This window comes from Pseudomonas sp. F1_0610 (assembly GCF_047470865.1).
Classification (GTDB): Bacteria; Pseudomonadota; Gammaproteobacteria; order Pseudomonadales; family Pseudomonadaceae; genus JAZDRH01.
Map to the genome: position 1 here is coordinate 99581 of NZ_JAZDRH010000007.1, position 23281 is coordinate 122861.

Consider the following 23281-nt stretch of genomic DNA (forward strand, 5'->3'; position numbering starts at 1 on the left):
TCAAAGGGTGTGAAAATGCTGCCAATGATAGCGGCCATAGGCAATATCAGCGGCAATAGCTTCTTGCAATTCAGCTAAAGACGCAAAGCGCTTTTCATCACGGATTTTTTGCAAAAATTCTACATGTAAAGGCTGGCCGTATAAGTTGCCAGAAAAGTCCAATAAGTGCACCTCTAAGTGTGCCTTGCCATCGCTTTTAACGCTAGGACGTACACCTAAATTAGCCACACCAGGAATCACCTTTCCATTAACCAGAGTAGCTTTAATTAAAAACACCCCACAAACTGGGGCTTTGTGCCGCTTTAATTGTACATTGGCTGTAGGTGCGTTAATTGTACGCCCTAACTGCTGCCCATAAAGAACACGCCCTGTAATACTATAGGGGCGCCCCAAAAGGCGCTGCGCCAAGGCAAAATCAGACTGCGCCAAGGCATCTCGTACACGCGTACTACTGACGCGTACACCATCTAATTCAATAGTGCCTGTTGGTTCAACCGTAAAACCAAAACACTCACCTTGTTGTTGTAAGAAAGCAAAATCACCAGATCTATCACAGCCAAAACGGAAGTCATCACCAATTTGTAAGTGTTTGACATGCAAGCCCTGTACTAAAATTTGTTGTACAAAATCATCCGCACTTAGCTGACGCAGACGCTTATTAAAATGAAGACAGAGCACATAATCAATGCCTGCTTGCTGTAATAGTTCTAACTTTTCACGTAAACGTGTTAATCGTATAGGCGCTGTTTCAGGATTAAAAAATTCACGCGGTTGCGGTTCAAAAATAATCACACAGGTAGGTAGATTAAGTAGTGCAGCACTTTCTTTAAGGCGTAACAAAATAGCCTGATGGCCAATATGAAGGCCATCAAAGTTACCTATGGTTGCTACACACTCATGATGGAAGTTGTGTAAATTTTGTAATCCACGGATCAGCTGCATAACGACTGCACTTACTTACAAAAGACTCTGATTATAACCACAGCAGGTTAATTTGTTCACGCTTAAAGTGTTTAACGGCGTAAATGGCGTAAACGAACTCCTGTTATTGCAAGCCCTACGACGAAACTAAAAATTCCGCCGACCACTAAAATAGCTATTTCCCAAGCACGCTTATCCCATGACCAGCGTAGCCAAAGTTCAGTAGGCTGATTATACCAAAGCACAAAGGCGACCATTAACCCACAGCCTACCAACAACTGTAGAAGGAATTTTATCCAGCCTTTTTGTGCTTTATAAACGCCAGCCCGCTGCAAGCCTAAAAGTAATAACCCAGCATTAAACACAGAGGATAATGAAGTAGCAAAAGCTAAACCCACATGTTTCCAGTGCCAAATTAAAATCAGGTTAAACAGCATATTCGCTACCATACAAAACACGGCAATTTTGACTGGCGTTTTTAAATCCTGCCGAGCAAAGTAACCTGGGGCTAGTACTTTAATCAGCATAAAGGTCAACACGCCTAACGAATAAGCTTGCAATGCTAGAGCCGCTTGGTGCACGTCGGCATCGGTCATTTTGCCATAGTGATAAAGCGTAGCTAATAACGGCTCCGCTAAGATACCCAAAGCTAAGGCTGCTGGCACACCTACTAATAAAACCATGCGCAACGCCCAGTCAATAGTGCTGGCAAACTCCTCTACATTCTCTTTTGTATGCTGCCGCGATAACGCTGGCAAAATAACGGTACCAATCGCAATACCAAAGGCACCTAACGGCAGTTCAGATAAACGATCAGCATAATACAACCAAGACACGCTGCCGTTTTCCAAAAATGAAGCTAACACTGTATCCAGTAACAAGTTCACCTGACTTACGGACACAGCAAATAATGCCGGCAACATGAGCATCAAAATACGTCTAACACCTTCGTCTTTACGTACTAGCCGAGGAATAGGCAGTAATTTTAACTGCATTAAAAATGGCATTTGAAAAATAAGCTGCACAATACCTGCAATAAAAACGCCCCATCCTAAAGCCATAACTGGCTGGTCAAAATAAGGCGTTAAAAATAACACCGATAAAATCATGCAGAGATTGAGCAAGACAGGAGTAAAAGCAGGTGCTGCAAAACGGCCATAACTATTTAAAATACCACCACAAAAAGCGGTTAGAGAGATCAGCATTAAATAGGGAAAAGTGATACGTAAAAGGTCGCCAGCAAGCGCCATTTTAGCTGGATCATCTTTAAAACCTGGAGCAAACAGCATCATGATATAAGGCGCAAAAACAATTCCGAGCATTGTCAAAATAGTCAGCACAAAGCTTAAGGTGCCAGCTGTTCGATCAACTAATTGCTTTACCTCTGCCAGACTGCGTTTAGTTCTATATTCAGAAAGCACAGGCACAAATGCTTGGGCAAAAGCCCCTTCAGCAAACAGCCTACGTAAAAAATTAGGAATTTTAAAGGCGACAAAAAAAGCATCCGCCGCCGCACTAGAACCAAAAAAATTGGCAATCACTACATCACGCACCATACCCAACACGCGTGATAATAATGTCATTACACTCACCACTATGCCTGAGCGCAACAAACCTGATTCTTTTTTAGCAATTACTTCAGCCATTTTGCCCCCTTTTGGCTCAAGCACCCAAGTTTAGTCTGATGTGCTTATAGATGCTAGATAAGAAGATGCAGCAAATGAATTGTTACGCAATTCCACTTTATTTAGCCTAAGAGGTGCTGTGAATGAAAATTTCAGGTACACTTAGCGCGGTTGGTCGTAATCTGATGTGCAGTATTAGGTTTTAGCTTGACATCAAGCATCATTGCGGTATGATTCGCGACCTATTTTATTTCTTTTATTCAGAAGTTTTCGAGGAGTTCGACGGTGGCCAACAGCCCTTCCGCCAAGAAACGCGCTAAACAGGCTGAGAAGCGTCGCAGCCATAACGGTAGCCTACGCTCAATGGTGCGCACCCACATCAAGAATGTGGTAAAAGCCATCGAAGCCAAAGATTTGGAAAAAGCTCAAGCAGCATACGTACTGGCAGTACCAGTAATTGATCGTATGGCTGACAAAGGCATCATCCATAAAAACAAAGCAGCTCGTCATAAGAGCCGCCTGAACGAGCATTTAAAAGCTCTTCAAGCTGCTGCTTAATTGATCTGCTACTAAAAAACCGGCTTATGCCGGTTTTTTAGTATCTGTAAAACAGTAAAAGCCTATTCTATTGAATAGGCTTTTCTGTTTCAGAGTTAGATGACTGAACATCCAATACAGACTTAACCCCTAATGCGCGAATCTTTTCATACAAGATATCCATAGTAATATCCTTACTATTAATAGGCTCATCTACTTTTAAAATAACACGCGACCAAAAACCACGACGAAACGGCGTTTTCATGGCTGGCCCATCAATACGACTAAAATAAGAGCCCCATAAATTTAATAATGCCATTGGCACTACTGGTACAGACTTACCCTCTTCATGAACTTGGTTCAGAATTTTCATTAAACCACCTTTAAACTCATGCATCAGGCCATCTCGAGTAATAGCGCCCTCTGGGAAAATAGCTAAAATATCGCCATCGCGTAATACCTGGGCAGCTTTAATAAAGGCTTCTTCGTAAATTTTTGGATCTTCTTTTTGTGGCGCTATAGGTATCGCCTTACCTGCACGAAACACAGCACCTAATACCTTAGACTGAAAAACCCTGTGATCCATCAAAAAGTAAACTGGGCGCGGGCTAGCGGCAAGTAATAACACTGCATCAATAAAGCTCACATGGTTGCAGGTTAGCACTACTGCGCCTTGGCTTGGGATACGCTCTCTATCGCGCACATCAAAGCGATATACCAATGCTGTTAACACCCAAGCCACTAAGCGCCAAAAATACTCTGGCACTAATAAGAAGATATAGGTTGTGACTAATAAATTAAGCAATCCTATTACTAAAAAAATCTGAGCGGCATTCAAGCCCAGCGTACTAAACAACATCACTAAAATAGCGCTAACCACCATAAATAACGCATTTAAAATATTATTTGCACCTATAATACGCGCGCGATATTCAGGTTCTGAGCGCTGCTGAATAAGTGCATACATGGGTACACTATATAATCCTGCAAACAAGCTAATGAAGCCTAAATCCAAGATAACTCGCCAGTAGTCACCACTCCAAAAGAACTGATAAGCAACTAAAGAACTCTCGCCAAGATTGGGTAGGTTTTGACTAGCAAAATAAAAATCAACACAAAAAATCGTAATACCTAATGCACCAATGGGCACTAACCCCACTTCAACTTGCTTACGACTAAGAACCTCACAAAGTAATGAGCCAACGCCAATACCAACAGAAAACACTCCTAACAGAGCTAAGGTTACTGACGGCATTCCTTGCAACGCACTCTGAGCATATTCTGGGAATAAACTTAAAAAAGCAGCACCTAAAAACCACATCCAGCTAATACCTAGCATAGAGTGAAAAATTGCTGGGGTTTGACGAGCAAACTTTAAATTGCGCCAAGTTTCAGAAAAAGGATTTAAATTAATTTTCAGCTGAGGGTTTAGTGCCTGCTGGCCAGGTACGAACTGCACGGCAATACGTCCTAAAATAGCGAGTAATAAACAAATACCTGCAACCCAAGTACCGCCTATTTCTGGAATCTCTATAAAACTACCACCAACAATCTGCCCTAATAAAATGGCAATAAAAGTACCTGACTCAACAACCGCATTACCGCCAAGTAACTCTCTATCGCTCAAAGCTTCTGGCAGATAGGCATATTTGACGGGACCAAATAAGGTTGACTGCAAGCCCATAAAGAATGTGCAAACAAGTAATAACACCGGATCAGCCAAATAAAAACCAACCGCCCCCACTGCCATAACTAAGATTTCCATATTTTTTATATGGCGCATCATCCAAGCTTTATCGTACTTATCACTTAGCTGGCCAGAAGTGGCTGAAAAAAGGAAAAACGGAAGGATAAACACACCACCAATTAAAGCCGAAGCGGAGGTGGCAGATAAGCCAAATAATGAAATTTGATAGGTTGCCATAATGATGAAGGCAAACTTCATAACATTATCATTAGCAGCCCCTAAAAACTGCGTCCAAAAAAACGGGGCAAATCGACGTTTAACTAACAAGCTAAACTGGTTAGAGCCTTGATCTGACATATAAATCCCTTAATTACTATGATTAGTAATAACACCTGATGTCATTACCAATGGCTTTATGGTTACAGTCTATCACCACTCTTTTTAGCCTCTCACCTTAAAAACAGCTTCACTTGATGCCATAAACTTTAACAATGACTAGCTAAGAACTACAGTTTTCATACTAAACCTAGTCCGTTTTTAACACTAGTCACAGTACTAATAGGCTCAATATTACATGATGTAATACTCATTTATGGCACTCGACGTAAAGCCCGTACTCCATAATAAAGAGCAATACTTACACTCAATAAAAACAACCATAATGAATAGGCGGTGATGTAGTCAAAGAGTAGAATTTTATAGGTTGGTAGTGCCTGTGGCAGTTGTTTTTGTTGCTGTAAATAAGCAATTTGCTCGCCCGTTAGGGGCAAATAACTAGTGTTACCATAAGGATTAAGAAGTACGTACCCTTTATCAGTCAATCCTAAACCTAAAAAAAACCATTGCTTAGTTAGATGAAAGCCCAAAACATAATCAACACCCTGATAGTGAACAAAAGTTCTGGGCTCAACAGGATGCAACACGTCCGACTCGCCAAACAAAAATGGCATAGAACGCACTGTTTTAGCTTGCGCTATAAAACTAATACTCGAACAGGTAATACAACAAATAATAATTAGAAATGCTCTTAAGCTCATAAAAGGCATCTTGCATAAATCAGATTGCAAAGTAAGACGAGCGAAAAGCAATTAAGCCACATAGGACACTAAAACTGGCAGCACAACTGTCCCAGCTATACTGCCAGCAGAAACACTAAGCCGCGACCTCTTCCTCTTCTTTCTTAGAGAAAATACCTTTTAGCACAAAAAAGCCTAGAACTAACAATGCAATCCATAAGGAAAAACCTTTTAAATATTCCAAGGTTGGTACGCTATAGCTAGGCAGAGTTTGGGGCAGCAAATCATCAGCTTGCAAATCTTTTACTAAGCCAGCATCTAGAAAAATATAGGTATTCTTGTTGTGCTTATCAATCAGAATATAGCCTTTATCCTGAGCATATAAGCCAAAAATAAACCACTTGGTATAAACCCTAAAACCTAGTTGATATTCGTCTCGACCTACTTTAATAGGCGCTACTTCTTCAATAGGATAAAGCTCATCACTTTCACCAAAAAATACAGGAATACCAGCATAACTGTGGCTACTAAATAGCAAAGCAAACATAATTAAGCACGCAGAGTAGATTTTTTTCATACATTGTCTCTAAAGTTAGTTTTTAGTTGGGGCAGCAACTTGCATAACGCAACGCATTCAATGTCATGTTGTTAGCGCTATTGAGTAATTTCTTAGCGCAACAAGTACGGGCAATAAAGACTTTGTTTTACATGAACACAAGCAAGAATAACTCTTGAAAAAGCAGAACAAGCAAAAGCAGAATAGTATTTACAGCAACGCATCATGACCATTCTATAGACAATAGATAAAATATTTTGTCACATATAATTAAATCTTTTAGCAAAAAAAATCCTGCAAAGCCAAAGCATTGCAGGATTTTAAATTACTCAATATCGCGATTTACAAAGCTTTACCGCGATTTCCATGCTGACTAACAAAGTTTTGTACTGCCTTAATATCATTCGCCAGCACAGTACAACGCTCTTCACGCTCAAATAAATCGACCATATGCGCAGGAAGCGCTGGTGTTTTGCCAGGCACTGCCTTTTCGACTGCTTCTGGGAATTTAACAGGATGCGCTGTGCCTAGTGTAATCATTGGCACTGCCAAGCTACGGCGACACTCACGTGCGGCATGAACCCCAATAGCCGTATGAGGATCTAGTAACTCACCAGTTTGGGCATAAACCTGAGCAATAGTTGCGCAGGTTTGCTCATCATTGACAGCGAGTGAGTCAAATAGCTTACGCACTTCAATCCAACGATCCTCTTCTACCGCAAGCTTACCTGTGGCCTTAAAGTCATCCATTAATTGAGCGACCAAAGCACCGTTACGACCATGCATATCAAATAAAAGGCGCTCAAAATTTGACGACACCATAATATCCATTGACGGCGATAATGTTGGATGCAAGGTATCTTTAAAGTACTGATTGCCGCTCATGAAGCGATGCAAAATATCATTGCGGTTGGTTGCCACAATCAATTGATTGATTGGCAGACCCATATTTCGCGCCAAGTAGCCCGCAAAAATATCGCCAAAATTACCAGTTGGTACAGAGAACGCAACGGAGCGTGCCGGCGCACCTACTTGTAATGCAGCATGGAAGTAATACACCACTTGCGCCATGATCCGTGCCCAGTTAATAGAATTAACTGCCACTAGGCGTGTGCCTTTTAAGAAGGCTTGGTCAGCGAAACTAGCTTTGACCATTTCTTGGCAATCGTCAAAATTACCTTCGATAGCGATATTATGGATGTTATCGCTAATGGCGCTCGTCATCTGGCGGCGCTGAACCTCAGAAACACGGTTATGTGGATGCAGAATAAAAATATCCACATTCTCGCAACGGCGACAACCTTCAATAGCCGCAGATCCAGTATCACCTGAAGTAGCGCCCAAAATAACAGCACGCTCATTACGTTTAGTCAGCATGTGGTCAAGCAAACGGCCTAACAATTGCAAAGCGAAATCTTTAAATGCTAAGGTCGGGCCATGGAACAGCTCCAATACCCACTCATTGCTATCGAGCTGACGCAATGGCGCAACCGCTGCGTGCGCAAAAACCGCATAGGTTTCTTCAAGGATTTGTTTAAAGTCTGCATCACTAATGCTTCCCTCAACAAAAGGGCGCATCACATGAAAAGCCAACTCATGATAAGGCAAGCCGTTCCATGATTGAATCTGCTCAAGCGTAAAGCGAGGTAGATTTTCTGGAACATAAAGTCCACCATCATTAGCCAAGCCAGCTAATAATACTTCTTCAAAATTCAATGCCGGCGCATTGCCGCGAGTACTGATATAACGCATATCTAAACCTGTTAGCCTTACGCCAATTAATTAGTTAACTGCTCAACACGAATACGCACTACGTTACCTGTAATGCTGTCTAGCGCTTCAAGTGCAACAATTGCATCATTAATACGACTTTCTGTTACGCGATGCGTTACAAGAATCATTGGCACCTTGCCTTCCTGTTCATCCGCTTCTTGTTGAATAATAGACTCAATATTGATTCCACGCTCAGACATAATAGACGCTACTTTGGCTAGTACACCTGGATTATCACTGGCTTGAATACGTAAATAGTACGCACTTTCACAGTCAGTGATTGGCAGAATCGGCAAGCTCGATAATGCATCTGTTTGGAATGCTAGATAAGGGACTCGTGCTTCTGGCTCTGCTTCCATAACACGCGCAACATCAATAATATCTGCAATAACAGCCGAAGCGGTTGGCTCCATGCCAGCCCCAGCGCCGTAATACAAAGTATCGCCAATGGCATCGCCATTCACCATAACTGCATTCATCACACCATTAACATTGGCGATTAAACGATCTGCAGGGATTAATGTAGGATGTACACGTAATTCAATACCTTTCTCAGTACGACGCGCCACACCTAAATGCTTAATGCGATAACCTAGTTTCTCTGCATAATTCACATCTGTTGTCGTCAACTGAGTGATGCCTTCTGTATAGGCCTTATCAAACTGTAATGGAATACCAAAAGCGATAGATGCCAAAATAGTTAGCTTATGAGCTGCATCAATGCCTTCAACATCAAACGTTGGATCAGCTTCGGCATAGCCTAGTGCTTGAGCTTCCTTTAGCACATCTTCAAAAGCACGGCCCTTCTCACGCATTTCGCTTAAAATAAAGTTGCCCGTACCATTAATAATGCCAGCTAACCAGTTAATGCGATTAGCTGCTAAGCCTTCACGAATAGCTTTAATAACAGGAATGCCACCAGCTACAGCAGCCTCAAAACCAACACACACGCCTTTTTCACGGGCCTTAGCAAAAATTTCATTGCCATGTACTGCAATGAGCGCTTTATTGGCTGTAATAACATGCTTGCCGTTTTCTATTGCTTGCAAAACGAGATCTTTTGCAATGGTGTAGCCACCAATTAGCTCAACGACCACATCAATTTCAGGGTTAGTAACAACGGTGAATACATCATCGGTAATAAGCGTATCGCTGGTATCGCAGTTAGGGTTCAGTGCACGGGTAGCTACTTGCACAACCTCTATAGCGCGACCCGCACGACGGGTAATCTCTTCTGCGTTGCGCTTGAGTACGTTAAAGGTACCGCCACCCACAGTACCTAGTCCACATATACCAACTTTTACCGGTTTCACGCTATATCTTCCCCGTAAAATGAATTGAAAAGCAATTTAATTAAAGTTCTTATCTCTAGCACTGCAACTTGCTAGATCATGAAAAAGTAGCCTGTAAGGCTATCACATTTGGCAAAAAAACGTATCAGTCATTATTGAATAATCCGCCCAAGTACTATGCCCTTGGATGATGCTGCTCATGTAGTTGCTGCAATCTGGCACGTGCCACATGCGTATAAATCTGCGTTGTTGATAAATCTGTATGGCCTAACAGCATTTGTACAACTCGCAAATCCGCACCATGATTAAGCAAATGCGTAGCAAAGGCATGACGCAATGTATGGGGCGACAAGTGTTTATTAATCCCAGCAACCTGTGCGTGCAACTTAATGCGATGCCAGAATGTTTGACGCGTCATTTGCACTGCTCTATTGCTGGGAAACACTACATCTGAAGCCCTACCTTGTAGCAAGGTTAAGCGTGCTCCCTGTAAGTAATCTGTCAAACTATCAATCGCTTGCTCACCCAGTGGTACTAGACGCTCTTTATCACCTTTACCTGTAATACGAATAACCCCTTGCCGTAGATTAACTTCGTCCAACCTAAGGCTAACTAACTCAGTTACACGTAGTCCACAAGCATATAGCACTTCTAACATGCAGCGATCACGTATGCCCAAAGTATCTGTTAAGTCAGGAGCTGCTAGTAATGCTTCTACATCAGCTTCAGATAATGAGGCCGGTAAAGCACGCCCCACTTTAGGAAGTTCTACCTGTAATGTAGGGTCTTTTTCGATACGCTTTTCTTCTAACAAATAATGATAAAAACCGCGTACCCCTGAAAGAAAGCGCGCAGTAGAACGTGCCTTATAGTTTTCTTGCATGCGAAACGCTAAATAGTCCAAAACATGTAACCGCTCAACTTGATCCAAGCGCACCTGCTGTTTCACCTCAAGCCATGCTGCAAAATGCGTAAGATCACTGTGATAAGCACTGCGTGTATTTTGCGACAAACCACGTTGCAACCAGAGCGCATCTAAGTACTGATTAATCAATGTTTCATTGCTTATAACCATATTTCAAACGTCCTTACACCTAGCAATTCAGACTATTACACTCGGTTATATCTTTTTCTATATAACTATTAATTCTTAAAAACAGACCCACTTCATAGCTTTTGATATTTTGTTAATAAATACTTAATTACGAAAAAGATAAGCAATTCACAAAAGCCTGTTTGGAGTCTTTATGCATCAAGATGATACCAATGACCAACCAACGAAACGCCGTGAATGGCTCTCTTTCTTTACCATTGTTGCCATTGTATTCCCTATTCTAACACTTGGCTTTATTGGGGCTTATGGACTGATAGTTTGGTTAACACAGTAAAGGGAGGTCAGCGTGTTTAAATTAATAAAAATATTCTGGAACACTATTAGCAAACCTGCCACAAAAATTAGCTTAGGTGTTCTAACTGTTGTGAGTTTCTTGGCTGGAATTATTTTTTGGGGTGGATTTAATACCGCCATGGAAGTGACAAATACTGAAGAATTTTGTACCAGTTGTCACGCCATGCGTGACAACCCTTACCAAGAGTTACAAGGAACCATTCACTGGAGCAACCGCTCAGGAGTGCGTGCCATTTGTTCTGATTGCCACGTTCCGCATAATTGGACAGATAAAATTGCACGAAAAATGCAAGCCAGTAATGAAGTATATTCAGCCATTGTTGGCACTATTGATACGCGTGAAAAGTTTTTAGATAGACGCCTTGTGCTCGCTCAGCGCGAATGGAACCGTATGAGCAAAAATGGCTCGCTAGAATGTCGAAACTGCCATGATTATAAGAGCATGGATTTCTCCAAAATGTCGCTTAAAGCACAAACTCAAATGCGTGCCGCCGCCGCTCGCAACCAAAGCTGCATTGATTGCCATAAAGGTATTGCACACCATCTACCTGAAATGGGTAATTCATTAGATCCAAAACTACAAGCACTCATTAGTCAGAACAACCATCTATCTTACAAAAACACACATACCTATTACCCTATTGTTGAAACTAAACTCTATAAAGACCCCGCTTTAACTGAAGAAGTGGGCACACTTTTAGCTGCTACGCCATTACAACTCACACAAGAAAAAGACAAAGCATTGCAGGTTTCTATTGACGCTTGGCGTAAAGATAAAGGCTTTGGTCGTGTTCTCTATAACGATTTTGGGTTAAATATTCGCTCTGCTATTTTGGAGAAAGATTTTGCCCAAAGTGATGCCATCAATATCCTCAATAAAAAAGAAGATGACATGACTGGGCTAGATTGGCAGCAGGTCAAATTAACTGGCTGGGTGAAATCTGAAAACCTGACAGATAAAGTAGATCACCTATGGGATTACGCAAAAGATACTTACCAAAGCAATTGTAGCGTCTGCCACGCTCAACCTGCTGTCGACCATTTTGATGCTAACACTTGGCCAGGATTATTTGATGGCATGGTGGGGTTCACCAATATGAACAAGCAAACTCAAAGTTTGGTACTCAAATACCTGCAATCACACTCTTCTGATTTTGCAAATAAACAGGAGCATTAATAATGACGACACCTCTCTCCACTAGCCGCCGCCGTTTACTCCAAGGCTCTCTAGTAGCAGGTGTGAGCGCTTTATTTGCACCGAGTTTAACTGTCAAAGGTATGGCGCGGGCAGCTCAAGCAGGTGCCACCAGCCAATGGAAAATCTCTGGCTCGCACTGGGGCGCATTGCGCGCCCGCATCGCCAATGGTGAAATTGCAGAAGTGGTTGCCTTTGAAAAAGATAAAAACCCAACGGATATGCTTAATGGTATTCGCGGGCTAGTCCACAACCCTTCTCGCATTCGCTATCCCATGGTGCGTTTAGATTGGCTACGCAATAAAGAAAAAAGTGATAGAAGCCAGCGTGGAGATAACCGTTTCGTTCGCGTCACTTGGGACGAAGCTATTGATCTTTTTTACGAGGAACTCGAACGTATCCAGCAAACCTATGGTCCTTCTGGCTTATATGCTGGTGCTACTGGCTGGCGGCAAACAGGACAAATACACAGCTGTGGCAACCATATGAATCGTGCTATTGCCATGCACGGCAGCTTTGTTAGTAAAGCAGGCGATTACTCTACTGGCGCTGGCCAAGTAATAATGCCTTATGTACTAGGCTCAACTGAAGTCTATGCGCAAGGCACTTCATGGCCATTAATCCTTGAAAACAGCAAGCTTATTGTGTTTTGGGCGAACGACCCAATTAAAAACCTACAGGTTGGCTGGAACTGTGAAACACATGAATCCTATGAGTACTTCAAGCAGCTCAAAGAAAAAATAGCCAATAAAGAAATTCGGGTTATCAGTATTGACCCTGTAAAAAGTAAAACTCAAAACTACTTAGGCTGTGAGCAAATCCAATTAAACCCGCTCACTGATGTGGCATTTATGTTGGCTATCTGCCATACGCTGTACACTGAAAACTTACATGATACAGCCTTTCTAGAAACTTATACGCTGGGTTTTGAACGCTTTATTCCTTATGTTTTAGGCAAGACAGAAGATAGCATTGAAAAAACACCAGAATGGGCAGAAACAATCTGTGGCGTACCTGCTGATACCATTCGTGAATTTTCCCGCCTACTGGTTCAAGATCGTACTCAATTGATGTTTGGCTGGGCAGTACAGCGCCAGCAACATGGTGAACAGCCTTATTGGATGGGAGCCATTATTGCTTCTATGATTGGACAAATTGGTTTAGCTGGCGGAGGCATTAGTTATTCACATCACTACAGTGGTATTGGCGTACCTGCAACTAGCGCTGCCAGTCCAGGCGCCTTTCCGCTAAACCCTGATGAAGGTGTTACACCTAAATACACCAATAAGGATTATCGCGGTGTTTCTGCTGTTATGCCTGTTGCTCGATGGATAGATGCGTTGCTTAAGCCCAACACTGTGATTGATTATAACGGCAGCAAAGTGACGCTCCCTGGTTTTAAAATGGCCGTCTTTTGTGGCTGTAATCCATGGCATCACCATCAAGATCACAACCGCATGCAACAAGCTTTTCAAGCATTAGAGACGGTTGTCACTGTTGACTATTCCTGGAATGCTACTTGCCGTTTTTCTGATATTGTTTTACCTGCTTGCACACAATTTGAACGCAATGATATTGATGTATATGGCGCTTATTGCACGCGAGGAATATTAGCTATGCAGCGCTTGGTTGATCCGCTCTATCAATCACGTACAGATATGCATATTTTCCACGAGCTAACCAAACGTTTTGGCAAGGCTGATGCCTACTCACGCAAACTAGATGAAATGCAATGGATTGAGCTGTTATACGAAGAATGTCGTGAAGCCAATAAAGCCCAATATCCAATGCCTCCTTTTACTGAATTTTGGCAAACAGGCTACGTCGACTTCGGAGAAGGTCAAAACTGGGTACGCCACGCCGAATTTCGTGAAGATCCTGAAATTAACGCTTTGGGCACGCCATCAGGCTTTATTGAAATCTATAGCCGAAAAATTGCGAGTTTTAACTATCCAGACTGCAAGGGGCACCCTACCTGGATGGAGAAAGCTGAGCGCTCACACGGCGGGCCTTTGTCTAGCCAATTTCCCATTTGGCTGCAATCTTCACATCCCGACCAACGCTTACATTCACAAATGTGTGAATCGGACGAATACCGTGCCACTTATAGTGTACAAGGGCGAGAGCCCATTTATATGAACGCTACGGATGCGAAATCGCGTGGAATCAAAGATGGCGATCTCGTGCGTGTCTTCAATAATCGTGGGCAAGTACTCGTAGGCGTACGTATTTCAGATAATTTTCCTACAGGGGTCGCCCGCATCCATGAGGGAGGCTGGTACGCACCTTTAAGCACTGAAAAAGGAGCTCTAGATACCTATGGTAGCGCCAATACATTAACCCTTGATATTGGTACTTCTCGATTAGCCCAAGCAACCAGTGCAAATACATGCTTAGTAGAGATTGAGAAGTTCACAGGAAAAGTTCCTCCAGTAACAGCCTTTGGCGGACCAGAAGTAGTAGAAATCTAGCATGTTAAATGAAGTAGAACGCAGCACTTTGTACCGTTTATTAGCAGGACTAATCCTACAAGAGTTACAAGGTCTGCGTTTTTTAGCCCTAAAAGATCACTGGCAAAGCCTTTTTAGTAACCTTGCTATTGCTCAAGAGTCGCTTAGCCCTACATGCCAGCGTTGTTTAGCTGCCATACAACATCTACTTACAAGCAAGGACGCAGAGCTAGAGTTACGTGCTGATTTCACACAGCTCTTTTTGCAGGATGCCAGTAAAACCAGTGCAGCCCCCTATGCAAGCCTTTATCAAGAGCAACCAAGCTTAGGAACCGTAAACCCAGCACTAATGGAGTGGTTTGACTATACGCAGCTAAAACTGAATGAGCATTATCATGAAACCAAGGATCATTTGGCGGCCTTGCTTGAGCTTATGGCTCACCTAATTGAGCAAAATGACCACTCAGCTCAGCAAGCTTTTCTTAACGAACAAGTTTTGACTTGGTTACCTAAATGGGCACAACGTTGTCAGAAAACGAACTTAAGCAGTGACTTTTACCCAGCAGTAGCTCAACTCACTCTTGATTTTTGCAAGCAAGATCAAAATAATATGAAATTTCGATTTAACGGAAAACCCAGTAAAAGCTAACGCTACCTACTACTCTTAAGGTCGGTTCTGTACTTGCGACATACGTAAGCCACTAAATGCAGCGCCCGCCACAGCTAAGCTAAAAGCTAACCAAACGCTCGTATGCACAGGCGTATTAGACCAGTTGAAGAACACCGCAACTAAGGTAGCCCCCATAGTTTGCCCTGTTAGCCTTGCTGTTCCTAACATTCCACTGGCAGCGCCACTTCGAGAGACAGGCGCAGCACTGATAATAGTGTAGTTATTTGGTGACTGAAATAATGCAAAGCCAATACCACACAATGCAATACGCCAAATAAAATCAAAATTAGAGGGGTTAGCTGGCAGTAATGCTAAAAAAGCCAGCCCTGTGGCAAAAATACTCAGCCCCAACAGGCCTAATAATCCAGCATGCACACGCTCAACCAGGCGTCCAGCAAGTGGCGCAACACACATAACTGCAATTGGCCAAGGCGTTAGCAGTAAACCTGTTTTAACTACGCTATAGCCGAGCATATTTTGCAAGAAGAACGGTAGTACCACTAAGGTTGCCATTTGTGCAGTAAAAGCACAAATAGAAGTAATCAAAGAAATACTAAAAATAGGAATTCGCAACAAATCAACAGGTAATAATGGCGAATGTCGTCCTAGTTGACGCTTGACTAAAAAATAACCACTTACACAGCAAGCTAACAGCATAGTAAGAATTAATAACCAATGATATTGATGCGCCACACCGCTAATAGCTAGAAAAAATAGAGCAAATGTAATCCCATTTAATACAGCGCTAGGCGTATCAAATGAAGTCGCTACTTTTTTAGGTGTTTTACTGGGTAAAAACTGAAACGCTAAAATAACCGAAATAATGCCAATTGGTAGATTTATTAAAAAGAGCCAATGCCATGAGGCAAAAGACAATATTAAAGCGGCAATACTTGGTCCTGCAGCAGCAGATAAAGCAACAACCATTGAATTGATTGCAATCCCACGCCCTAGATGAGTAGGGGAATATATTTGCCGTACTAACGCCGTATTAACGCTCATAACAGCAGCTGAAGAAAACCCTTGCAACATACGCCCAGCCACCAAAACCTCTAAGTTAGAAGCCAGCGCGCACACCAATGAGGAGAAAATAAAAGCAAGCAAGCCACATTGGTAAACCTTTTTATAGCCTATGCGATCTCCCAAGTAAGACAGAGACAACAAAGAAATCACAATAGCTAACTGAAAAGCATTTATGACCCAGATGGACTCCGCTTCGGAGACATGGAAATCTTTCGCTATACTAGGCAATGCCACATTAACAATAGCACCATCCAATACGGATAACATAATGCCTAGGGCTATTGCAGTAATAGCGCCATAGCGTTGCGGAATAGGTAACCCTTGATGCTCGACCATGAAAATCAACTAAATTAAATATTAAAACTGACTTAGTTAAACATAAATACTATCTAAAAAGGCAGCATATCATTTCTTGTATCATTAAAACGCTGCTTGCTCTCACCATTAGCCAAAGCTATGGCGGCCAACTCAACTAGACACAAAGCTACTAGTAACTAGCCAAGCTTAGCTCATACTATTAGATTTAAACGTAACACCTTACTCACTAAACCCACTAAACTGATAACTTAAGCCTAGCCTCCTAGTGAATATATTAACTGTACTGACTCACAGCGGGAAACTCACATGTAGATTACACTCTTTCGCTAACAGCACCTGACTTAAGCCACAAGAAAAAGGATGTCCCCGATGCTCACTCAACTTCTACAATACCTCTTCTGGATTTCACTTCTTTTAGCTGCGCTATATTGGCTAGCAGGTTACTACAAAAAAAAGGTTGAGCATCTATTGCCACCTAAGGGTAAGTTTATTCAAGTAAAACAACATCGTATTCACTACCGAGAATATGGACAAGGACCTTATTTATTACTGATTCATGGTTTAACTGGTAATACAGGCGATCTTTGCTATAAACTTGCCCCTAAGCTAGCTGAAAACTTTCATGTTATAGTTATGGATCGCTTAGGTTGTGGCTACTCCAGCCAAACATCAGAAATCTATGCCGATATTAGTTTTCAAGCAGATCTCGCCGCTGACTTTTTAGCAGCACTAAATATTAAAAAAGCCTATATTGCAGGACATTCGCTTGGCGGAGCTATTAGCCTTAACTTCGCAGTGCATCACCCTGAAATGACCGAGGCTTTGCTGCTTATATCTCCTGTAAGCATGCCAACCAATCAACTTCCATTTCCATTTACCTTACTTTATTTCTTACGCCCAGATCCTGTCCGTCGTTTTGCTAGCCGTTTTTTAGTTACACCCATAGCTTGGTCGACGCGCAATCTATCTATAAAGTCTATTTTTCACCCAGAGCCTGTGCCCTCTAATTTCGCTATCGAAGCAGAAGCGCTCTTAGGCACGCGCGCAGAAGCACTTTACGGCGCATCTTGTGATATTTTTGGTTGCCAAATAGGTATCACGCCTGAAATGGTTGTACGCTATAAAGAAATCAAGGTGCCTTGTTCTATTCTTTATGGCACTGCTGATCGGATACTGGACTACCATAAACATGGGTTAGCATTGCAATACTATATCCCTCAGTTAGAAATTACCTTATTAGCCAATAAAGGTCATATGATCACGGCTTCAGCGTACGAGCAAATTGCTAGCACAGCTGAACAACTAAAGCATCGAACTGAAACGCAAAATACACTAACCACTTTACAACAAAACAATGACTAATAACGCTCTCCGAAAACTTTCAATTCGAGCACGTTTTGCAGTTGCCTTAACTTGTTTTCGCACAAAGTTAAGGCAGGAAGGTCTGCATCAAGACCCTGCTATTCGACTATTCTTAAAACAACTAGCCCATTTTACTCAAGCGCAAAGATTAGATAGCTGGGAAGCAGAAATACTGAGTTTAACTAACTTAAAATTAAATGCAGAAGATACGCTAAAACAAATTCAGCATTACAATCAAATAGAGTCAACGCAGCTTCACAAAAAGAGCTCAAACTGTCTTATTAATCAATTAACAGTGCAACAATATCAAAGCATTAAACAACAGCTACAGTTGCTACCAGAACAACTCAATAACTTATTAGCACTATGCATTATGGTAGGACGAAATAACTTATATGCTGGCATAGTAAAATTTAGTATAGAAACACTAGAACCTATGCAAAAAGCACTTGAATTAGTGCCCTTACCCATTCATTGGGAGGTTTTAATTCAGCAATATAACTTTAAAGACAACGATGGCTGGGGCAAACCTTTTAACTATGAACACTTTGTTCAAGTGATGAAATCATAATACGTTAAAGCCAAAAATAAAAACGCCCTAAACAAGTTAGGGCGTTCTTTATGCTTCGATTACTACTTAAAAGCTATAGCGTAGTCCAATATTACCTTGGACGGGTGCTTTCACTTTGCTACCAAACTGATGATCAACTTCAGCGAAAATACTGATATTGTTCTTCAATAACACATTAGCACCTAAACCTAGCTTCGAACCTGTGCCTGACAAGTCATTTTTAAAGCCATAACGGTTGTTAATAGTAACCTTATTATTACTTGCAAACTCATGCATAACAGCTGCTTTAACATAAGGCGTTACTGTACCAGCTGTAAAATCAAACTGATGACCAATGCTAACACCGGCTTCACCCTGTATTGATTTTTGTTTACCTAGCTTAACGTCCATACCGTTATCTAACTGATAACTTTTGCTCGATATTTGACTATAAGATAAACGCGCATAAGGCTCATACCACATACCACTCGCTTGTTGTAAGCTATAACCTAATTCCACAGACGCGCCCAAGGCTTTAGTTTTATAACTACCTGCAATGCTATAACCGTTCGTGCTTGTGGCTTTTACATCCGTATCAAAGTTGTTGTATTTCAACACGCCATCAACATACAAGCCGCTATCATCAAAGTAGCTTAAGTAACTACCTAAACTATAGCTATCAATATTGCTGGTTCTACCATGTTTCACATCAACATCATTTTTACTGGTATTACCGAACACACCAAACACTAACAAGCCTGAATCTGTACCCCAACCATGATCCACACCGATTTCAATACCTTGTTGCTTAATTTCGAAATCTAGATGTTTTTCTTTAGCCTCAGTACGACCGCCTAAAGCACGTACCCAAACGCCAGTTTCTTGTTTAGCATCTTTTAGAGTCACCATACGGTAACGTAAATTTTGCAGCTCATTTTGGAATATCAATTGAGGTGCAGCTGCAACGTTTAATGCAGCAATAGTGGATGGTGATAAGCGCCCTGTTGATGTTAGCGTCCAAGTTTTAGCTCCTGCTGCATCTTCAGAGGTAGTTAAACCATACACAAAGGTTCCTACATCCAAATAATCAATCTCACGTTTAGAAGCATCAATTAAACGGAAATTAGCATCACCTGCGTTTAACTTAACAAAATCAACACCACGATTTGGATTATTGATTAGCTCAACACCTGTATCACGATCTATCCACTGAATGAAGTGTTTTCCAATGCCATTATTAATAGTGACAAAGTCTGTTTTGTCATCTAATAATTTTGATGAGTACTTAAAGGTAATATTTTCTACAGACTCATTTAACTCATCTATTAATAAGTTGCCATGTAAGGCTTTTCCAGATTCTTGTTCAAAATTAACAAAGGTTTTGCCTACCAGCTTGCCAATATGCGCTTTATCTTCACGATCAGCACCGTTTAATACTGTAATAATAGTATTGTCTGCTGCTGTAATATCCTCAGCAAAAGCACCTTGCGTAGCATCTGCTTGTAATGCTAACCAAGTATTATCAAGCAAGGTTGTTTTGCCAACCAAAGTAGCATTTTTTTCAACACGAGCAAATGCCTGATCTTTTAATGACGTGGTAATAGCCTTACTACCTTCACCTACATATAACTCAGAACGATCTGCTAAATTCGTATTAGTCGCTGTAGATGTATCTCTTAGTACAAGAGTTGACTCATCATTTAAATGGCTATTAATAGTTTGAGCATTATTATTTAAAATCTGAATAGATCTATTATTTAAAGTAGTATCTGTAGCCTTCGCTGTATCCGCTAACCACTGCACAGCTTGACCATTTAATGTATTGCCATTAGCTTGCGCCGTTTTTTGTGCTACTTGCCAAGCTTTGTCATTTAGCACTGTTTTTTCTGCAATGGCATCATTAAGTAAAAATTGCACAGCCGTATTATTTAGTATGGTATTTATTGCTGAAACCGCTGTTGCTGTCGCATTACCTTGTAAAACCTGCTGAGACGAATGATTGAAAACCGCATCAACCGAGACACCGCCATTAGCAACAACCTGAGCTGAGTTATCATTAAATACAGCAGAAGTCGAACCGCCTTTATTGCCTACAACCTGAACACTGGCATCATTAAATTTAGCATTTATTGACTCAGCAATTTTAGAGGCATCTTTCAAGCTATAAATATATTCTGTTGATCTATTATTAAATGTATTATTTGTATTTATTGGGCGTGCATACTGCTCTCTGGGAAAACCAGCATAGGCACAACCATCTTTCACATTAGAACTACAATTAAGGTGATTATTATCGCCTGTAACCAAGACATTGGAATTACCATTAAAGGTTGCATCCTTAATCTCAAGAGTGCTTACCACTACAACGCTTTGAGCAGTACCGCCAACGATATTAGGGCTAGGGGTATATTCAGGAACATAAGTGCCTTTATCATTGAGCTCAACATAAAGATGGCCATTATGTATTAATTGCCCATCTGTCCCTATGTCACTTACTGATACGATGGAAGAGGTAGAGCTGTTTTTTGCATTAGATACATCACCATTATGCAATAAACTAATTTTGTCAACGTGTGAATGAATAGCAGGCGCTGAAGTTGGCGCAGCAGGCGTAGGCGCAGCAAAAGCAGGAGTGGATGCAATCACCGCTAATAAAGATAACGTGATCTTGTTGATAGAATACTTCATTCTGATCTTCCTTGATAAAATTCAAACCCTTATGCCTAATACATAAGTCGTAGAAATAATATCAAAACAACATCTCACACACACCCAAAAAATTGTAACAAAGTATCAGAACCATAAAAAAAGCAGCCATTCGGCTGCTTTTTTAGAGAAAAATGAGACTTACTTAGTAGCCAATTTTTCTTTAATACGTGCTGCTTTACCAGAAAGTGCGCGTAAGTAGTAAAGTTTCGCTTTACGTACATCACCACGACGTTTAACAGAGATGCTGTCAACGATTGGGCTGTAAGTTTGGAAAGTACGCTCTACACCAACACCGTTAGAGATTTTACGAACAGTGAAAGCACTGTTTAAACCACGGTTACGCTTACCAATAACAACACCTTCGTAAGCCTGTAAACGGCTACGATCACCTTCTTTTACTTTTACTTGAACAATAACAGTATCACCAGGTGCGAACGCTGGGATTTCTTTTGTCATTTGTTCAGCTTCTAACTGCTGAATAATTTTGTTAGTCATGTTGTGCTCCTAAGATAAATCTTATAAGACTTACCATCGATACTCATCTATCGTCCTGCTCGCGCATATATTCATCGAGCAGCTCTTTCTCTTCTCCAGAAAGCGAGCGGCAATCCAGAAGATCAGCACGGCGTGTAGCTGTTCGCCCTAAGGCTTGCTTCAAGCGCCAGCGCCGGATATGTTCATGATGCCCACTAAGTAGTACATCTGGAACTTTCTTACCCTGATACTCCACCGGTTTGGTGTAGTGCGGGTGATCGAGCAATCCATTCGTAAATGAATCCTCTACCGCTGATTCTGCATGGTTTAATGCCCCAGGCAGTAAACGGGTTATAGCATCAACCAAGACCATAGCAGGCAATTCACCACCTGATAACACATAGTCTCCAATTGACCATTCTTCATCGACATAAGTCTCTAAAAAACGCTCATCAATGCCTTCGTACCGACCAGCAATTAGAATCAAAGCTGATTCATTTGCCATTTCAGTCACAGCCGCCTGTGTAAGCTGGCGACCCTGCGGCGAAAGATAAATTACCTTTGCCCGCCCATTAATCGCTTGCTTTGCCGCTGCCAAAGCGCGCTCTAATGGTTCGATTTTCATCACCATTCCAGGCCCACCGCCAAAAGTACGGTCGTCCACTGTCTGGTGTTTGTCTTCTGTAAAGGCGCGTGGATTCCAACAGTTAACCTGCAAAATACCACTATTTACGGCGCGTCGAGTAATACCATGATCCGTTAACGCTGAAAACATCTCAGGAAAGATGCTAATAATTTCAACCTGCAAAGGAATCACTCATTAAAAATCAGCGTCCCATTCCACTTGGATCTCTCCAGCTTCAAGGGAAATACTAAGTACACAGTGCTCCGTATATGGCAGTAAGCGCTCGTTTGCATCAATACTTCCAGCACAAGGCTTAAGTACTAATACATCGTTTGCTCCTGTCGCCAATAAGCTTTCAACGATGCCAAGCAATTGCTGGCTCTGATTGATTACTTTTAAGCCTTCTAGTTGGTGCCAGTAAAACTCACCTTCTGCCAAAGCAGGAAGCTCACTTTGAGGTACACAAATTTCGTAGTTTGTATAAGTACGCGCCACTTCTCGATCGGTTAGACCTTCGATTTGCGCCACCAAAGCTTGCCCTTGAAAACGAGCTTTAACCAACTTCACCTGCTTGATTTCGCCATCGCGACGCAAAGTCCAAGTGCGATAATCCAGTAGGTTATCTAATGGGTCGGTAAAGGAATGAACCTTAACTTCGCCATTTACACCATGCACTGCGCCAACTTTGCCCAGTACGATCAATTGATCATTGGTGTGTGCTGTATTACTCATACTAAAAATTAAGCAGCTGTTGCTTCTTTTAGTAATTGAGCTACACGCTCAGACGCTTGTGCACCTTGACCTAACCAGTAGTTAGCGCGGTCTTGTTGTACAGATAGACGAACTTCACCACCAGTTGCTAGTGGATTGAAGAAGCCAATACGCTCGATAAAGCGACCGTTACGTGCATTACGGCTGTCAGCCACTGTTACGTGGTAGAAAGGGCGTTTTTTAGAACCGCCACGAGCTAGTCGGATAGTTACCATTAACCTGTTCCTATAGTTACGTTGCTTATAAATTAAGCGGACACTTTTAGGCCTACTGCCTAAAAGGTCGCATATTCTAAGGTTTATCTACTACTTTGCAAAGG

General features: G+C 41.7%; 21 protein-coding genes. 7 read left to right on the forward strand and 14 right to left on the reverse strand.

The window, feature by feature from the left end; translation table 11 throughout:
* Positions 1-942: a bifunctional riboflavin kinase/FAD synthetase gene (gene ribF, locus VQ643_RS06045; protein ID WP_414198439.1), complete on the reverse strand. Its 942-nt coding sequence runs from the start codon at positions 940-942 to the stop codon at positions 1-3.
* Between the two features lie 71 nt (positions 943-1013).
* Entirely contained in the window at positions 1014-2567 is a 1554-nt protein-coding gene (murJ, locus tag VQ643_RS06050) for a murein biosynthesis integral membrane protein MurJ (RefSeq protein WP_414198441.1), read from the reverse strand.
* A 264-nt stretch (positions 2568-2831) separates the two neighbouring features.
* On the opposite strand from murJ, the gene rpsT reads away from it, so the two are divergent.
* Positions 2832-3104 carry a 30S ribosomal protein S20 gene (gene rpsT, locus VQ643_RS06055; protein WP_414198443.1) on the forward strand — a complete coding sequence of 91 codons (273 nt, stop codon included), beginning with the start codon at positions 2832-2834 and terminating at the stop codon, positions 3102-3104.
* Between the two features lie 67 nt (positions 3105-3171).
* Here rpsT and VQ643_RS06060 read toward each other — a convergent pair whose 3' ends face one another.
* The 6 genes from VQ643_RS06060 to xerD all read right to left on the reverse strand — a co-directional run bounded on the left by VQ643_RS06060 (position 3172) and on the right by xerD (position 10482).
* On the reverse strand, positions 3172-5127 hold the full coding sequence (locus VQ643_RS06060; RefSeq protein ID WP_414198444.1) for an MFS transporter: 1956 nt from the start codon (positions 5125-5127) through the stop codon (positions 3172-3174).
* A gap of 233 nt (positions 5128-5360) precedes the next feature.
* Positions 5361-5807 carry a hypothetical protein gene (locus VQ643_RS06065; protein ID WP_414198445.1) on the reverse strand — a complete coding sequence of 149 codons (447 nt, stop codon included), beginning with the start codon at positions 5805-5807 and terminating at the stop codon, positions 5361-5363.
* A gap of 115 nt (positions 5808-5922) precedes the next feature.
* Positions 5923-6363 carry a hypothetical protein gene (locus VQ643_RS06070; RefSeq protein WP_414198446.1) on the reverse strand — a complete coding sequence of 147 codons (441 nt, stop codon included), beginning with the start codon at positions 6361-6363 and terminating at the stop codon, positions 5923-5925.
* Between the two features lie 321 nt (positions 6364-6684).
* Positions 6685-8094: a threonine synthase gene (gene thrC / locus VQ643_RS06075; RefSeq protein WP_414198448.1), complete on the reverse strand. Its 1410-nt coding sequence runs from the start codon at positions 8092-8094 to the stop codon at positions 6685-6687.
* Between the two features lie 26 nt (positions 8095-8120).
* Positions 8121-9428, reverse strand: coding sequence for a homoserine dehydrogenase (locus tag VQ643_RS06080; RefSeq protein ID WP_414198450.1), 1308 nt, complete (start codon positions 9426-9428; stop codon positions 8121-8123).
* A gap of 154 nt (positions 9429-9582) precedes the next feature.
* On the reverse strand, positions 9583-10482 hold the full coding sequence (xerD, locus tag VQ643_RS06085) for a site-specific tyrosine recombinase XerD (protein WP_414198452.1): 900 nt from the start codon (positions 10480-10482) through the stop codon (positions 9583-9585).
* Between the two features lie 172 nt (positions 10483-10654).
* Here xerD and VQ643_RS06090 point away from each other — a divergent pair, with 172 nt between their 5' ends.
* Genes VQ643_RS06090 through torD form a run of 4 tightly spaced genes read left to right on the forward strand, consistent with a single transcriptional unit; the run spans position 10655 to position 15109 of the window.
* Positions 10655-10795 (forward strand): periplasmic nitrate reductase, NapE protein, encoded by a 141-nt coding sequence (locus VQ643_RS06090; protein WP_414198453.1) that lies wholly within the window; start codon positions 10655-10657, stop codon positions 10793-10795.
* A gap of 12 nt (positions 10796-10807) precedes the next feature.
* Positions 10808-11992: a pentaheme c-type cytochrome TorC gene (gene torC / locus VQ643_RS06095; RefSeq protein WP_414198454.1), complete on the forward strand. Its 1185-nt coding sequence runs from the start codon at positions 10808-10810 to the stop codon at positions 11990-11992.
* A gap of 2 nt (positions 11993-11994) precedes the next feature.
* Positions 11995-14481, forward strand: coding sequence for a trimethylamine-N-oxide reductase TorA (gene torA / locus VQ643_RS06100; RefSeq protein WP_414198455.1), 2487 nt, complete (start codon positions 11995-11997; stop codon positions 14479-14481).
* A gap of 1 nt (position 14482) precedes the next feature.
* The gene (torD, locus tag VQ643_RS06105) at positions 14483-15109 is read left to right on the forward strand and encodes a molecular chaperone TorD (protein ID WP_414198456.1); all 627 of its coding nucleotides are present in this window, start codon (positions 14483-14485) and stop codon (positions 15107-15109) included.
* 15 nt (positions 15110-15124) lie between these two features.
* Here the strand turns inward: torD and VQ643_RS06110 are convergent, their stop codons facing one another.
* On the reverse strand, positions 15125-16489 hold the full coding sequence (locus VQ643_RS06110) for an MFS transporter (protein WP_414198458.1): 1365 nt from the start codon (positions 16487-16489) through the stop codon (positions 15125-15127).
* A 351-nt stretch (positions 16490-16840) separates the two neighbouring features.
* Between VQ643_RS06110 and VQ643_RS06115 the strand changes: the two genes are divergently transcribed.
* Both VQ643_RS06115 and VQ643_RS06120 read left to right on the forward strand, forming a co-directional pair.
* Entirely contained in the window at positions 16841-17833 is a 993-nt protein-coding gene (locus VQ643_RS06115) for an alpha/beta fold hydrolase (protein ID WP_414198459.1), read from the forward strand.
* The gene (locus VQ643_RS06120) at positions 17826-18404 is read left to right on the forward strand and encodes a hypothetical protein (protein WP_414198461.1); all 579 of its coding nucleotides are present in this window, start codon (positions 17826-17828) and stop codon (positions 18402-18404) included. The genes VQ643_RS06115 and VQ643_RS06120 overlap by 8 nt, the downstream gene beginning before the upstream one ends.
* Positions 18405-18470: 66 nt before the next feature.
* Here VQ643_RS06120 and VQ643_RS06125 read toward each other — a convergent pair whose 3' ends face one another.
* The 5 genes from VQ643_RS06125 to rpsP form a co-directional block, all read right to left on the reverse strand.
* Positions 18471-21071: an autotransporter outer membrane beta-barrel domain-containing protein gene (locus tag VQ643_RS06125; protein WP_414198462.1), complete on the reverse strand. Its 2601-nt coding sequence runs from the start codon at positions 21069-21071 to the stop codon at positions 18471-18473.
* Positions 21072-21230: 159 nt separating this feature from the next.
* Positions 21231-21587: a 50S ribosomal protein L19 gene (gene rplS, locus VQ643_RS06130; protein ID WP_414198464.1), complete on the reverse strand. Its 357-nt coding sequence runs from the start codon at positions 21585-21587 to the stop codon at positions 21231-21233.
* A 43-nt stretch (positions 21588-21630) separates the two neighbouring features.
* On the reverse strand, positions 21631-22383 hold the full coding sequence (trmD, locus tag VQ643_RS06135) for a tRNA (guanosine(37)-N1)-methyltransferase TrmD (protein WP_414198466.1): 753 nt from the start codon (positions 22381-22383) through the stop codon (positions 21631-21633).
* Positions 22384-22386: 3 nt separating this feature from the next.
* Positions 22387-22923 (reverse strand): ribosome maturation factor RimM, encoded by a 537-nt coding sequence (gene rimM / locus VQ643_RS06140; protein WP_414198468.1) that lies wholly within the window; start codon positions 22921-22923, stop codon positions 22387-22389.
* Positions 22924-22931: 8 nt separating this feature from the next.
* Positions 22932-23177, reverse strand: coding sequence for a 30S ribosomal protein S16 (gene rpsP / locus VQ643_RS06145; RefSeq protein WP_414198469.1), 246 nt, complete (start codon positions 23175-23177; stop codon positions 22932-22934).
* Positions 23178-23281 lie beyond the last annotated feature (104 nt).